We start from the raw sequence: 14736 nt of genomic DNA, 5'->3' as shown, positions 1-14736 counted from the left end.
GCCCCACGGAGGATGAATACCGTGACCACAACCAGACGAATCGTCGCCGCGCTGCTCGCGGCGGGCGGCACGGCGATAGGCATCACCGTGCCGGCCGGGCCGGCGCTCGCCACCGATCCGGCGTACGGCTCACCATGCGCCATGTCGTACGTACCGCTGCCGCCCGGGATGACCCAGGTTCAGATCCGGGACTCCGACCCCAGCGGACGGTTCCAGGTGGGTTGGGCGGTCGACGGCGCGGGGCGGGAGCACCTGATCCGGTGGGACGGTGGGGTGCCGCAGGATCTGGGCGTCACCGACGTCGATGCCGACGCCATCAACGCGCACGGCGACATCGTCGGCAGCTCGTACGACTACGAGAAGAACCACTACTCGGCCTGGCGCTACCGCGACGGTCGGTTCACCGAACTGCCCCCGCTGTCGCCCGGGCACAACGCCACAACGCACGATCTCGCCGACGACGGCACGGTCGTCGGCACGTCGAGCCCGGTGGCGAACCGCGCCGGGCAGCCCGTCGTGTGGTCACCGGAGGACGTGATCCGTGCCCTGGCCGTGCCGGCCGGTCACGACAGCGGACTGATCACCGGCATCGACGCCGACGGCACCGCTGTCGGTTCGACCTTCAACCGCGATCCTTCGGCCGGGTCCCCCAGTCGGGCGGTGCGGTGGGCGCCGGACGGCTCCGTGACGGTGCTGCCGGCGCCGCCGGACGGTTCCGGCTCCGGGACCTCGGCCGTCGCGATCCGCAACGGGCACGTGATCGGTGCGGGCCGCTCCGACGTGGACGGGGCAGACCTGGCCCTGGCGTGGCCACCGGAGGCCACCGCGCCCACGGTCCTGGCCTGGGGCCTCGTCGACGCCGTCAACCACGGTGGGTCGATCGCTCTGAACACCGTGCCGGACGGCAAGCTGTGGCTGGTCCACGACGACGTGTTCCGGTCGTTGCCGACCGACACCTCGCCGTTCAAGACCGGGGGCGTAGTCGCGTTGACCGACGACGACGTGGCCTATGGATACCTGCGACAGTGGCCGGTCCGTTGGGACTGCGGACCGACGCCATAGGCGGGCCAGGTCGTGTGCCGTCCCGACCGGCCACCGGGCTGGTCGGGACGGCATGGGCGACTGTTCCGTCGCGTGCCCGGTGGATTTCTCACCGGGCACGCGATCGGAAGCCGCCTGCGGGTCACCCGCGCCACGGCTGATGCCGCGACGGGAAACACGCACGCGCTACCGGGTCAGCCGACCAGACGCCCCTTGTCAGCGGAGTCCCTGCCCGGCTTCGGCAGCTTATCCGTCGTACTCACCCGCGGCGCCGGATCCGTCATGGCGGGCGCGGTGGTCGTCGCGAGCGGCAGGTTCAGGGCGCTGGACTTGAGGGCGACGCGGACCGTGGCGCCGGTCGATCTGGGGTATGTGTACTCCGCATCGGTCTGGGTCAGGATCAAACCCAACACATGATCGGCCGGGATGACGGCATCGGCCGTCTGTAGTGGCAGGGTCACCGTGTACCACACGCCGGGCTGCAACGGGGTGGTCTGCCGCAACGAGACATGGTGCGCCGCGTCCAACCAACCCCGAGTCAGCACGTTGTGGTCCCTGGTCGCCACGTTGAGTGCGGTGTCCCGGTAGCACCCGTCGTCGAGTGCGGTCGACTCGCCGTAGCAGGACTCGGTCGGAAGCAACCGGATGCCGCCACCCGACGCGTGGTCCACCCTGGTGGCCGTGCCGTAGTCGACCAGTCGCGCGGTGAGTGAGGTGGTGGGCTTGTCGACCTGGACCCTCAGCGTCACAGTCGGTGTGCCGCTGATCCGTAGGTCACTACCGAGCGGGCCGTTCAGGAAGACGAGGCGACCTCCCTTGGCCGTACTGGGATCGCTTACCGCGTTCGCCTCCGTCAACCCGGGTGCGTCCACGTAGGACTGGTTCCTCTGGACCGGGTTGGGGCCGCCGATCGTACCGGTGACGCCGTCACCCCAGCCGAGTGGCAGGGTCGCGGTCCGGACCGACGCGGGGGGCCACGACCGATCCTCGGTCCAGACGTTCGGGCTCCGTTCGACCGATGCCATCGGCTGCGCCATGACGCCGTTGTCGATGCCCTGCAGCCAGTAGTCGAACCACTGGTGCAGCGTGTTCACCCATTCCGAACGCCGGAAGTCGAAGGGTTCGACATGCCCGGTCTGGGACAACCAGACCTTACGGGGCACGTCGTGCGCGGCCAGTGCCGACCACCAATTGCCGAATTGCGAGGTCATCACGTTGAGATCGTTGAGCCCGTGTACCGCGAAAACGCTCGCACGGACATTGCCGGCCTTGCTGGTGAAGTCACGCTGGGCCCAGAAATCGGTATAGTCCCCGGTGTCCTCGCCGGCGGCCGCCTGCATCGCCGCCACCATCGCGTCACAGACCCCGTCGGGACGCGCGGAAACGTAGTTGTGGTGCCAGGGCACGCCGTCCGGTCCACGAAGAATGCCGTTCAACCGCATGTAGTCGTACCAGCTGGAGATCGCACCGATCGGCACGATGGTGGCCAGCCCCTCCACGCCCGTCGCCGCCACCCCGTTCGCGACCGTGCCGTCCCACGACTTGCCGATCATGCCGACCTTGCCGGTGGTCCAGTCCGCGACCGCCGCGCGGCCGTCGGCGTGGGCGGCGGAGGCGCGCCCGTTCAGCCAGTCGATCGCCGCTTTCGCGCCGAGGACCTCGGCCTCTCCGCTGATGTCATTGCAGCCGGTCGACCGGTTCGTGCCCGCGAGGTCGACCTGAACAACCGCGTACCCGCGAGGCACGTAGTAGTTGTCGTAGAAGAGCGGGAACTTACTGATGACCCCGGAGTCATCGTATCGCTTGCTCTCGTTCTCGAGACCCCGGCCGATGCTCTGGTAGTACGGCGAGGCGATCATGATCACCGGGACGTCGACTCCCGCTGCCGCGGCCTCGCTCGGCCGGATCACGTCAACCGCGATCCGATCGGGCTGACCATCGCCATCGCTGTCCACCGGTGACTGCACCCAGACACTTTCGCGAGTGGCATTGGCGTACGAATAGACGGGAACCGTTTGCCCAGCCTGAATAAACGGTCGACCCGCAGCCGGATCCGCGGTTGCGGCGGTCGTGGAAACCACCTGTGCCGTGGACGCGACGACAGCAGTGGCGAGCGCCAGGCCCGCCATCCCCCGTAACTGTCGATGCAGCTTTAACAAGGTCATCCTTCCTCGCGCTGATTATCGGAAGACGCCGCTGGCCGCAGTGGTTGTGCGGCCAGCGGTGATCAAGGTATCCGACGCGATGAGGTTTTTGCTGTCCCGGATTTCGATGCATTGAGCCACACGGTTTCGTAATGGGCCCTGAACTGGATTTACCGATCGCACCGGGGCGGGTGGACGACCCATGAACATGTCGCATGCCTCGTGTCCGTGCGCGGAATACCTGCCGAAGTCCCGCCCGTTCCAGTGTTGCGGCGCGACATATCGGAGCGGCGGATGGAACCGGTGCGGAGCCTGTCTCAGTGCGTTTTCGCTGGCCCGGCGACAGCGGGCGGGCCAGCCGTATCGAGGGTCGGACCCGCCGGATGGGCATCGGCGACGGCAAAAGGCTGCCGGCCGTCGGTGCCGACGACGTCCGTCCCGTTCCGCAGCGCGTCGTCGCGGACCACGAAGGCGTCGATCCATCGGCCCACCTCGCTGAACACCCGCTCGCGAACCGCCGGGCCGGACAGGGTGAGGTCGTGCATGCCACCGTCGAACCGGACGACGGTGACGTGCCGACCCAGCCGGGGTGCCCAGCGGATCATGTGCTCCACGTCCAGCACCGCGTCCGCCAGCGACACCGACTCGTGCCAGGTGCGACCTCGGAAGCTGCGCGCCGAGCAGGCCAGCAGCACCGGAACCGGAATGTCGAGGCCGGTCCGCAACTGCCGCTGCGCCCGGCGGACCGCGGCCAGCCACCCGACCCGGACCGGGAACCCGCCGAGCGGCTTCCAGTCCAGGTCGTACCGCCATTCGCCGTCGTGGTCGGCGTGCAGGCTCCGGCCGTACAGCATGGAGAGATTGCGGGGAATCTGCCGGTACGGTGCCCGGCGGCCGAGCCGGACGACGGCGGCCGCGACGGGCCGGCGGACCAGCCAGGGCGTATTGAGGTCGAAGAACGGGCTGTTGAGGAACAGGCCGTCGACGATGCCCGCGTCACGACGGGCGTGTGCCCAGATCGCGGCGATGAGACCACCGGTGGAGTGGCCGTTGACCATCAGCGCGTCGTTTCCGTCGGCCCGGATGATCCGGACGGCCTCGTCCAACTCCGGGAAGTATTCGCTCAGGTCCCGACAGAAGTTGGGCGTCTGGTGCGGCAGCAGGCTGCGGCCGTACTTGCGCAGGTCGAGCGCGTAGAAGTCCCATCCCCGGGCGACGAAGAAGTCGGCCAGGTGGGTCTGGAAGAAGTAGTCGACGAACCCGTGCAGATAGAGCACCGCGCGACCGCTGCGGTCCGGCGCGCGGCGTCGCACCAGCGTCGCCACGACCGGCCCCTCGTCGTCGGGGTCGAGGTCGATGACCTCGCACTCGTACGGCGCGCCGAGCACATCCGGTTCCACGGAGTCGACGGTACCGCGCTATACCAGATTCGGCCTTGATCAGGTCGTTTTCCACAGAAGGGCCCGTTGTCCACAGGTCAGGAGGCGCGGGGTGGTGTGGCGGTGTCGATGGACGGAGGCTGATTCGCGAGTCGGCTCGGACGGCTAACCGAGAATGAGATGGGATGTGCGGTGTTCGATACATACGTGACTGTTGTGGGGAACGTGCTGACCGCCCCGGAGTGGCGGCGGACCAGCCAGAGCAACACCCTGGTCGCCAACTTCAAGGTGGCCTCGACGGCCCGCCGGCTCGACAAGGACAGCGGTCGCTGGGTGGACGGCAAGGGCCTTCGCGTGCGGGTGACCTGCTGGCGGCGGCTCGCCGAGGGGGTTGCGGCCTCGGTGATGGTGGGTGATCCGATCATGGTGACCGGCCGGATGTACACCCGGGACTGGACCGACGAGGCCGGCACCCACCGCACGCTCTACGAGGTGGAGGCGGTGGCCGTGGGCCACGATCTGTCCCGGGGCCGGGCGAGGTTCTCCCGCAACCGGCCTAACCTCACCACCAGCGTGGTCGAGGACGACGAGGCGGAGGCCCGGGTGCGCGGCGAGGCGTCGGAGCCGGTGCCGCCGGACGACGCGCCCGCCCAACCGGGCGACGTGCCGGCGGACGCGGACGACGACGGCTTCCTGGACCTGCCGATGGCGACCCGGGACGACCACCACCCGGCGGTTGACTCGGGCTTCGACGCGCCCGACTTCCCGTATCAGCCGGCCGACGACGTCGAGCCGCCCGACGTGGAGGCCCCGGCCGGCTCGGATTCGGCCGACCCCGATTCGGGTGCCTCCGGGGTGGAGTCCGCCACACCCGATCCGCTCGCGCTGGGGGGCGACGAGGTCCGCGTGACCTCCGGATCCCGAGGACGGCGCGGACGGGCCCGGGCCGCGGTGCCTGCCTGATCAGGCCCGCGTCGTCCGGGCACGGGCGGCCCGATGGCCGGGCTGGGGCGTGGCCGGGCATCGGGTGGTGCGCCGCTCGCGGCAACGGGGGGCGCACGGGAGGCGGGTCGACGGGGTGGGCGGCCCGCCTCCCAGGCGGCGCGGACCGGCGGGGTGGTTCGCCACGTGCCTCGGCCGGCGTGGCACACCGGCGTGGCTCACCGGCGTGGCAGGGCCGGTGGCTCCGCCGCCGGTGGTTCCGCGGGCCAGCGGTCGGCGAACGGTAGCTAGGCTGCGGCTGGGGCAGTGACGGCTGCGGCCGGGACAACGACGCCGGGAGGAGCAGGACTGGTGGCTCGATTGTGGCGAACGGGGGCGGCGGACGCCGTGGGCCTGGTCGCCGGCTACGGCCTCGACAGACTGCTCGGTGACCCGGCGAGACGCCATCCCGTGGCCGGCTTCGGTCGGGCCGCCTCGACGCTGGAGACCCGGCTGTACCGGGACAGCCGGGCGGCCGGCGCCCTGCACACGGCGGTGGCGGTCGGTGCCGCAGTGCTGGCCGGCGCCGCGGGCACCGCGCTCACCCGGCGACGCCCGGTGGCCCGCGCCGCGCTGGTGGCCGCGGGCACATGGGCGGTGCTCGGCGGTCGTACCCTTCGCCGGGAGGGTCGGTTGATGGCACGGGCTCTCGGCCGGGCCGACCTGCCGGCGGCGCGTGACCGGCTCAACCACCTCTGCGGCCGGGATCCGGCGGCGCTCGACGAAGCCGAACTGGCCCGGGCCACCATCGAATCGCTGGCGGAGAACACCTCGGACGCCGTGGTGGCGCCGCTGTTCTGGGGCGCCGTGGCCGGACTGCCCGGGCTGCTCGGCTATCGGGCGGCCAACACGCTCGACGCGATGGTGGGACACCGTTCGGCCCGGTACGCACGCTTCGGCACGGCCGCCGCCCGGCTTGACGACGCGCTCAACCTGGCCCCGGCGCGCCTCACCGGGCTACTCACTATCGCCGTGGCGCCGGTGGCCCGGGGCGACCGCGCGCGGGCGTGGCGGATCTGGCGCCGGGATCGTCACGACCATCCAAGTCCCAACGCCGGCCAGTGTGAGGCCGCCATGGCCGGCGCGCTCGGCGTCCGGCTCGGCGGGCGCAACGTGTACTTCGGCCGGATGGAGGTGCGGCCGTTCCTCGGCGACGGGCCACGTCCGGAACCGCGACACATCAAGCGGGCGGTCCGGCTCTCAGGTGCGGTCGGACTGGCCGCGCTGGGCGGCTGCGTCGCGCTGGCGGTGTCCCGGTGGGGAGCCGTCCACGCCGCGACGGCGGTGGCCCGAGCCTGGCGGGGCCGGTGAGCGGCGGGCTGCTCGTCGCCGGGACCACGTCGGACGCCGGCAAGAGCATGCTCACCGCCGGGATCTGCCGCTGGCTGCACCGGCGAGGGGTCGCGGTGGCACCGTTCAAGGCGCAGAACATGTCGAACAACTCGGCGGTGGTGGTCGGACCCGACGGTCGCGGCGGCGAGATCGGTCGAGCCCAGGCCATGCAGGCCGCCGCCTGCGGGCTCGACCCCGATCTGCGGTTCAATCCGGTCCTGCTCAAGCCGGGTAGCGACCGGTCCAGCCAGGTGGTGCTGCTCGGCGAGGCCGTCGACACCGTGGACGCGGCCAACTTCCGGAGCCTGCGGCCGCGGCTCGCCGGCACGGCGTTCGACGCCCTGGCCGAGTTGCGTGCCCACTACGACGTGGTGGTCTGCGAGGGTGCCGGCAGTCCGGCCGAGATCAACCTGCGGGACGCCGACTACGTCAACCTGGGGCTGGCCCGGCATGCCGGGCTGCCGACCATCGTGGTGGGGGACATCGACCGGGGTGGTGTTTTCGCCGCCATGTTCGGCACCCTCGCCCTGCTCGACGCCGCCGACCAGGCCCTCGTGGCCGGCTTTGTGGTCAACAAGTTCCGCGGTGACCAAGGGCTGCTCCAGCCGGGCCTCGACATGCTCACCGCCGTGACCGGTCGACCGACGTACGGGGTGTTGCCCTGGCACGTCGACCTGTGGCTGGACGCCGAGGACTCGCTCGCGTACGGGCGGGTGCTCGGCCGGCCCGCCGCGCCGCGCGGCGGCGAATGGCTGGACGTCGCGGCGATCCGGCTGCCCCGGATCTCCAATGCCACCGATCTGGAGGCACTCGCCGTGGAGCCTGGGGTGCGGGTGCGGCTGACCGTCGAGCCGGCCGAGATAGCCGCGGCAGATCTGGTGATCCTGCCCGGCACCAAGGCGACCGTCGAGGACCTCGACTGGCTGCGACGGACGGGCCTGGCCGACGTGGTGCACCGGCACGCCGCCGCCGGGCGGCCGGTTCTCGGCATCTGCGGCGGATTCCAGATGCTCGGCCGACGCGTCGTGGACGACGTGGAGAGCCGGCGCGGCCCCGTGGCCGGGCTCGGGCTGCTGCCCGTCGAGGTCGTCTTCGACCGGCGGAAGACGGTCACCCGGTCGACGGGCAGCGCGTTCGGCGTACCGGTCCACGGATACGAGATCCACCACGGGCGGGTCACGAGCGCCGCACCGACCCCGTTCCTGGTCGACGCCGAGGGCCGGCCGGAGGGTGCCGTGGCCGGGGGTGTCACCGGTACGCACTGGCACGGCGCGTTCTCGTCCGACGAGTTCCGTCGCCGGTACCTCACCGAGGTGGCCCGGCTCGCCGGCCGCCGTGGTTTCGTCGTCGCGCCGGACACGTCGTTCGTCGCCGCCCGGGAGCGGACCCTCGACCTGCTGGGCGACCTGGTCGAGGAGCACCTGGACAGCGCGGCTCTGTGGCGACTGATCGAGAACGGGCCGGCGGACGACCTGCCGTTCGTGCCACCCGGGGCGCCGGCGATGCCCCAGCCGCCGCCGAGACCGGTACCAGCACCCGCGCGGATGGGCCAGGGCACGCGTGCCGGTTGAGGAGACGTACCAGGAACTGGGCCGGCGGGTCCTCGCGACACCGGCCCGCCTGGGCCCGGTCCGGCTCGTCGCCATCGACGGTCCGAGCGGCGCCGGCAAGACGCTGTTCGCCGGCCGGCTGACCGTCGCCCTCGCGGGGCTCCCCGGGTCCGGAGAATCGATCGACGCGCCGGTGGTGCACACGGACGACCTGCTCGACGGCTGGGCCGACCAGTTCACGTTCTGGTCACGGCTTGAGGACTGGGTGCTCGGCCCGCTGCGCGCCGGTCGTCCGGGACGGTACCGCCGATACAGCTGGATTCGACGGGAGTTCACCCCCCGGTGGGTGCCCGTGCCGGCGGCACCGGTGGTGATCCTCGAAGGGGTCAGCGCGGCCCGCGCCACGATCCGGCCCGAGTTGAGCCTCGCCGTCTTCGTCACGGCGCCACGGGAACTACGGCTCGACCGGGCGCTGGCCCGTGACGGTCCGGCCGTACGGTCCGCCCTGGAGCGGTGGCGGCTCGCCGAGGACACGCACTTCACCGCGGACGACACAGAGCGGCGGTCCGACCTGGTGGTGGACGGCGCGCCGGGCCGGATCGATGACCCGGACAACCGCTACCTGCGGGTGCGCTGACGGGTCGATTGGCCGCTTCGAAGCATGGACGTGGACGGTCCGGTACGGCACGATCGGCGGATACGGGCGCGGCCGGACCGGCCAGCTTCGGTGCAGCCGGTCTCGCCGCCCAGCGTGGGAGCGGGGGAATCCATGACGGCAGCCGATCCGTCCGCGACGGGGGACACCGGTTTCTCGACGACCGGCGCTCCGGACACCGACCCGGAGGGCGGTGCGCCGGTACGCCGCCGGGTCGTGCTCACCGGGATCTCCTCCCGTGCCTGGGAGCACCCCGCCGATCGGGGCGCCCTGACCGCCCTCCGCGAACTGCGTGGATTCGACGACGTCCTGCGCGCCTTCTTCGGGATGTGGAACGAGCGGTCCTTCCGGCTGGCCTACCTGGGCGGCGGTCTCCGAGTCGACCACCGTCAGTATCCCCGGGTCTACCAGCGTTTCACCGAGGCCGCCGCCACCCTCGACGTCCCCGAGTTGCCGGAACTGTTCGTCACCCAGTCGCCCTGGATCACCGGCAAGGCGATCGGGCTGGACCGGCCGTTCGTGGTGCTGACGTCGGGCGCCGTTCAGCAGCTCGATGACGACGAGCTGCGGTTCCTGCTGGGACACGAGCTGGGTCACGTCCGCAGTGGTCACGCGGTCTACAAGACGATGCTGACCGTCCTGACCCGCTGGGCGGCGAACCTGAGCTGGTTGCCGGTCGGCGCACTCGCCCTGCGGGGGATCATCGCGGCGATGCTGGAGTGGTGGCGCAAGGCCGAACTCTCGGCCGACCGGGCCGGTCTGCTGGCCGGCCAGGATCCGGCGGCGGCGCTGCGCCTGTTGATGAAACTGGCCGGTGGCGGTGACCTCACGCAGATCGACACGACGGCCTTCCTGGAGCAGGCCGCCGAGTACGACGGTGGGGGCGACCTGCGGGACAGCCTGCACAAGCTGCGCATGACGGCGTGGACCAGCCATCCCGTGCCGGTGGCGCGCGCCGGCCACCTGCGCCGGTGGGTCGACTCCGGCGAGTACGGCAGCATCCTGGCGGGGACCTATCCGCGCCGCGTCGATGACGCCAGCTCCTCCGTCGGCGAGGAGATCAAGGCCGCCGCCGAGGCGTACCGGGAAGCCTTCAGCACCTCGTCGGACCCGCTTGTCGGTCTGCTGCGGCGACTGGGTGACGGCGCGGGCGACCTCGGTGCCGCGATGGGCGACGGGATCGGCCGGGCGGGCGGCTGGCTGGACGAGGCGGCGCGGGCGGCCCGCGCGCGGCGACCGGGCCGGTCCGGGGCCACAGGATAGACCGGCGGTAAGGGCGGCATACGATCTCGGTCATGACCACTCCGATCCTGACCGAGTCCGACCTGCGCGCCGCCGTCGAGCGTGAGCTGCCGGGTGTCCGCGCCGACCTGGAGCGGCTGGTGCGCATCCCGGGCATCGCCTTCGACGGCTTCGACCACTCGCACCTGGAGCGGTCCGCCGAGGCGGTGGCCGAGCTGCTCCGCGGCTGCTCCCTCGATGTGCGGATCGTCCGCTCCGGCGGGCAGCCCGCCGTGATCGGCCGACGTCCGGCACCGCCCGGGGCCCCGACCGTGCTGCTGTACGCGCACCACGACGTGCAGCCCGTGGGCGACCGCGCGCTGTGGGAGAGCGATCCGTTCGAGCCGGAGGAGCGGAACGGTCGGCTCTACGGCCGCGGTGCCGCCGACGACAAGGCCGGCATCATGGCACACGTGGCGGCGCTGCGGGCGTTCGGCGACGCGCTGCCGGTCGGCGTGGTGCTGTTCATCGAGGGGGAGGAGGAGTACGGCTCCGACTCGCTGGAGCGGCTGCTGCGGGAGCACCGGGACGACCTGGCCGCCGACGTCATGGTGATCGCGGACTCCGGCAACTGGGACATCGGCACCCCGGCGCTGACGACGTCGCTGCGCGGCCTGGTGAACCTCTTCGTCGAGGTCCGCACCGGCACCCACGCCGTGCACAGCGGGATGTTCGGCGGTGCGGTGCCGGACGCGTTGACCGCGCTGTCCCGGCTCATCGCGACGTTGCACGACGAGGCCGGCGACGTGGCCGTCGAGGGCCTGGTCGGACGCACGGGTGCCACCGTCGACTATCCGGAGGATCGGCTGCGGCACGAGGCCGGAATGCTCGACGGGACCCAGTTCATCGGCACCGGCCGGCTCACCGACCGGATCTGGATCAAGCCGGCGCTCGCGGTGCTCGGCATCGACGCGCCGCCGACGCTCGGCGCCCCGAACGCCATCGTCCCGGCCGCAAAGGCGAAGCTCAGCCTCCGGCTCGCACCGGGCGACGATCCGAAGCGGGCGTACGCGGCGATCGCCGGCCACCTGGAGAAGCACGCTCCGTGGGGAGCCGAGGTGACAGTGACCCTGGAACACGACGGTGACGCCTGCGAGATCGACACGACCGGCCCGATGTACGACGCGGCGCGGGCCGCCTTCGCCGCCGCCTGGGACGGCACCGAGCCGGTCGAGATGGGCGTCGGAGGGTCGATCCCGTTCATCGCCACCTTCCGGGAACTGTTCCCGAAGGCGGCCATTCTGATCACCGGCGTGGAGGACCCGGACGCCCGGGCGCACGGCCCGAACGAGAGCCTGCACCTGGGCGAATTCGCCCGGGTCTGCCTGGCCGAGGCGGTACTGCTGGCAAATGTCGCGGCGGCCGGGACCGACGCTGGTGGCGGCCGCTGAACGGCTGGTGGCGGCGGCCGCGGACGCGCCGGCCGAATGTGCCAGATGTTCTGGAGAACATCCATCCTGAAGGGCTCGGTACGGTAGTCTTTCGAACATGAGTACGAACGAAGCCATTACGCGGCTGGGTGTCGCTGTCAGTGCGCTGGGGGACGTCGATGTCTCCGCATGGTCCGACGACATGCTGAAGGACCAGCTCACCGAGCTTTCGTCCGCTCTCGTCGAGCTCGACGCGGTGCTCTCTCGGGTCGCGGACGGCATCCGAGCCCGTGGGTTGCGGATCGAGGAGCCCGTCAGCGCCTGACCGTGCCGGCCCGCCGGCCGACCGGCAACGGTCGACGGGCCGGCAACTGTCGGGGGTGGCTGCCAGGATGGACCCGTGCGGTTCCTCGACCTGGCGGCCACCTCCGCCGCCGTGACAGCGACCTCCGGCCGCCGGGCCAAGGTCGAGTTGCTGGCCGCCGCGCTCCGCGGCCTGGACCCCGCCGAGATCACCGCGGGCGCCGCGTTCCTCGCCGGCGAGCTGCGACAACGACAGACCGGAGTCGGGTACGCGAGCCTGCGCGAGCTGCCACCGCCGGCCACCGAGCCGACGCTGACGGTGCGTGACGTCGATGGCGCCGTGGCGGGGCTGTCCGCGGTGAGCGGAGCCGGCTCGCAGGCGCGCCGCCGGGCGTTGCTCGGCAACCTGTTCGCCCGGGCGACCGCCGACGAGCAACACATGCTGGTCGGCCTGTTCAGTGGCGAGCTCCGGCAGGGCGCCCAGGCCGGGCTCCTGGCCGACGCCGTGGCCCGGGCCGCCGAGGTGCCGTTGCCGCTGGTCCGTCGCGCCCTGTTGCTCGCTGGCGACCTGCGGGCGGTGGCGGAGGCGGCCTTGACCGGGGGAGCCGGCGCGCTCGGCGAGTTCGCGCTCCGGGTGGGCCGGCCGTTGGCGCCGATGCTGGCCCAGAGCGCGCCCTCCGTCGACGAGGCGCTGGCGGCCACCGGCATGCCGGCCGTGGTGGACGTAAAGCTGGACGGCATTCGTATCCAGGTGCACCGTTCGGGCGAGGACATCGGCGTCTACACGCGGAGCCTGGACGACATCACCGCCCGGGTCCCCGAGGTGGTGGCCGCCGTCCGGGCGCTTCCGGCCCGCGAGATCGTCCTCGACGGCGAGGCGATCGCCCTGGACGCGACGGGCCGACCACGGCCGTTCCAGGAGACGGCGAGCCGGGCCGCCACCCGTGGCGCTCGCCGGCGGGTGACCGCGAGCACCACCGGTGCGACCCCGGCCGCCGATGGAGTGCTCGCGGCGGCCGGGACGACCGGGGCCACCGTGCTCACGCCGTACTTCTTCGATCTGCTGCACCTCGACGGCACCGACCTGCTTGACGCGCCCGGACGGGACCGGTGGGCGGCGCTCGCGGCCACGGTCGACGCCCCGCTGATCGTCGGCCGGCTGAACGTCGACGGCGTCGATCAGGCGTCCGAGGCGTTCGCCGCGGCGCTGGACGCCGGCCAGGAGGGAATCGTCGTCAAGGCACCCGACGCGCCGTACGACGCGGGCCGCCGCGGCGCGGCCTGGATCAAGGTGAAACCCCGGCACACCCTCGACCTGGTGGTGCTCGCCGTGGAGTGGGGCAGCGGCCGGCGCACCGGTTGGCTGTCAAACCTCCATCTCGGCGCCCGTGACCCGGAGACCGGTGGGTTCGTGATGCTCGGCAAGACGTTCAAGGGACTCACCGACGAGTTGTTGCGCTGGCAGACCGAGCGGTTCCTGGAGCTGGCGGTGGAACGCGGTGACTGGGTGGTGCGGGTGCGCCCGGAGCAGGTGGTGGAGATCGCGTTCGACGGGGTGCAGTCCAGCCCGCGCTATCCGGGTGGGGTGGCGCTCCGGTTCGCCCGGGTACTGCGTTACCGGGACGACAAGACGGCCGCCGAGGCGGACACCATCGACACGGTCCGGGCCCTGCACGCCGGCCGCACGGGCTGAGCCGACGCGTCGGCGAGCTGCCGCGTCGCGTCAGCGTACGGCGGAACTCGAATCGGTAGCCGGGTCGCGGTCTGCGGTGGCCGGGTGGGGCTCGGCGGCAGTCGGGACCCGGTCGACGGCCGGTTGGCGCCCGCCACGGGCCGTCGACGCGGCACCCGGTCGGGCGCCGCGCGCCTCCCGGCGGGCCAGCCAGCCGTACCCGAACAACGCCATCCCCGCGAACAGCCACCACTGCACCACGTAGCCCGCGTTCTGCCAGTCGTTCTCGTGTTTGACCGGGATGGCCACGAAAGCGGCATCGGCCGGCGGTGTCTGCTCGTCGAGCAGCAGATAACCGCCGTACACCGGATAGGGCAGCGCGGCGGCGATCGTCGGCACCGAAATGCGGCGCGTCTCCAGGTTGCCGCCCCGGCGCGCGACGGTTTCCGGCCGGCTCTCCGAGACGCGTACCCGTCCGACGACGGTGACCTGGCCGGTCGGGGCCGCCGGGACCCGCGGGACAGCGGTGGCGGCACCCGGGGCCGGCGGCACCCAGCCCCGGTCGACCAGGACGGCGCTGCCGTCGGCCAGGCGCAGCGGGGTCAGCACCTCGTACCCCACCCGTCCCTGCACGGTGCGTCCCCGCACCAGGACCAGGTTGGCCGGGTCGTACTCGCCGGTGACGGAGACCCGGGTCCACTCCTGCTCGCCGGTGGGCGCCGGCCCGACCGATCCCGCGGCACCGGCGGGTGCGGACAGGACCCGCGTCAGCGGCGCCGGATCGACCCGCGCTGTCGCGTCGATCCGCTCGTTGGTGGCGGCGCGTTGCTGGTAGCGGTGGAGCTGCCAGTTCCCGAGCAGCACCATCACCGTCGCGGCGACCAGCGTGAGGGCCAGGATCCCCAACCAACGCGGCGTGAGCAGGAAGCGGTACACGTTCGAAGGCTACTCGGTGGGCCCGCTCACCTCCGACCGACGGACACTCCGCGCGGTGGCGTTCCTTCTGTCCAGGCTGCCCGGTATCGTCA

The 14736-nt window shown here is 72.0% G+C and carries 12 protein-coding genes; 9 read left to right on the top strand and 3 right to left on the bottom strand.

From position 1 onward, the window contains the following. Positions 1-21: 21 nt before the first annotated feature. Positions 22-1062 (top strand): hypothetical protein, encoded by a 1041-nt coding sequence (locus ACFQUZ_RS21280; protein WP_377444952.1) that lies wholly within the window; start codon positions 22-24, stop codon positions 1060-1062. Positions 1063-1235: 173 nt separating this feature from the next. Here ACFQUZ_RS21280 and ACFQUZ_RS21275 read toward each other — a convergent pair whose 3' ends face one another. Both ACFQUZ_RS21275 and ACFQUZ_RS21270 read right to left on the bottom strand, forming a co-directional pair. After that, positions 1236-3170 carry a Xaa-Pro dipeptidyl-peptidase gene (locus tag ACFQUZ_RS21275; protein ID WP_377445014.1) on the bottom strand — a complete coding sequence of 645 codons (1935 nt, stop codon included), beginning with the start codon at positions 3168-3170 and terminating at the stop codon, positions 1236-1238. A 332-nt stretch (positions 3171-3502) separates the two neighbouring features. Next, entirely contained in the window at positions 3503-4585 is a 1083-nt protein-coding gene (locus ACFQUZ_RS21270; protein WP_377444950.1) for an alpha/beta hydrolase, read from the bottom strand. Between the two features lie 171 nt (positions 4586-4756). On the opposite strand from ACFQUZ_RS21270, the gene ssb reads away from it, so the two are divergent. From ssb to ACFQUZ_RS21230, 8 genes are all read left to right on the top strand, one after another. Further along, positions 4757-5527 (top strand): single-stranded DNA-binding protein, encoded by a 771-nt coding sequence (ssb, locus tag ACFQUZ_RS21265; protein ID WP_377444947.1) that lies wholly within the window; start codon positions 4757-4759, stop codon positions 5525-5527. Positions 5528-5866: 339 nt separating this feature from the next. Beyond that, the gene (locus tag ACFQUZ_RS21260; protein ID WP_377445011.1) at positions 5867-6856 is read left to right on the top strand and encodes a cobalamin biosynthesis protein; all 990 of its coding nucleotides are present in this window, start codon (positions 5867-5869) and stop codon (positions 6854-6856) included. Next, positions 6853-8448 (top strand): cobyric acid synthase, encoded by a 1596-nt coding sequence (locus ACFQUZ_RS21255; protein ID WP_377445009.1) that lies wholly within the window; start codon positions 6853-6855, stop codon positions 8446-8448. The genes ACFQUZ_RS21260 and ACFQUZ_RS21255 overlap by 4 nt, the downstream gene beginning before the upstream one ends. Next, positions 8438-9064, top strand: coding sequence for a uridine kinase (locus ACFQUZ_RS21250; protein WP_377444944.1), 627 nt, complete (start codon positions 8438-8440; stop codon positions 9062-9064). The genes ACFQUZ_RS21255 and ACFQUZ_RS21250 overlap by 11 nt, the downstream gene beginning before the upstream one ends. A gap of 132 nt (positions 9065-9196) precedes the next feature. Then, on the top strand, positions 9197-10345 hold the full coding sequence (locus ACFQUZ_RS21245; protein WP_377444941.1) for a M48 family metallopeptidase: 1149 nt from the start codon (positions 9197-9199) through the stop codon (positions 10343-10345). Between the two features lie 32 nt (positions 10346-10377). Further along, complete coding sequence (locus ACFQUZ_RS21240) at positions 10378-11754, top strand: dipeptidase (protein WP_377444940.1); 1377 nt, start codon at positions 10378-10380, stop codon at positions 11752-11754. A 97-nt stretch (positions 11755-11851) separates the two neighbouring features. Further along, positions 11852-12058, top strand: coding sequence for a hypothetical protein (locus ACFQUZ_RS21235; protein WP_377444937.1), 207 nt, complete (start codon positions 11852-11854; stop codon positions 12056-12058). A 75-nt stretch (positions 12059-12133) separates the two neighbouring features. Further along, a complete protein-coding gene (locus tag ACFQUZ_RS21230; protein WP_377444934.1) occupies positions 12134-13729 on the top strand; it encodes an ATP-dependent DNA ligase in 1596 nt (531 codons plus the stop codon). 30 nt (positions 13730-13759) lie between these two features. Here the strand turns inward: ACFQUZ_RS21230 and ACFQUZ_RS21225 are convergent, their stop codons facing one another. Further along, positions 13760-14644: an SURF1 family protein gene (locus tag ACFQUZ_RS21225; RefSeq protein ID WP_377444932.1), complete on the bottom strand. Its 885-nt coding sequence runs from the start codon at positions 14642-14644 to the stop codon at positions 13760-13762. Positions 14645-14736 lie beyond the last annotated feature (92 nt).

This window comes from Plantactinospora sp. GCM10030261, assembly GCF_042666615.1.
GTDB lineage: Bacteria > Actinomycetota > Actinomycetes > Mycobacteriales > Micromonosporaceae > KBS50.
The sequence above is the reverse complement of the archived record's forward strand: the minus strand, read 5'-3'. Positions and strand labels throughout refer to the sequence as shown.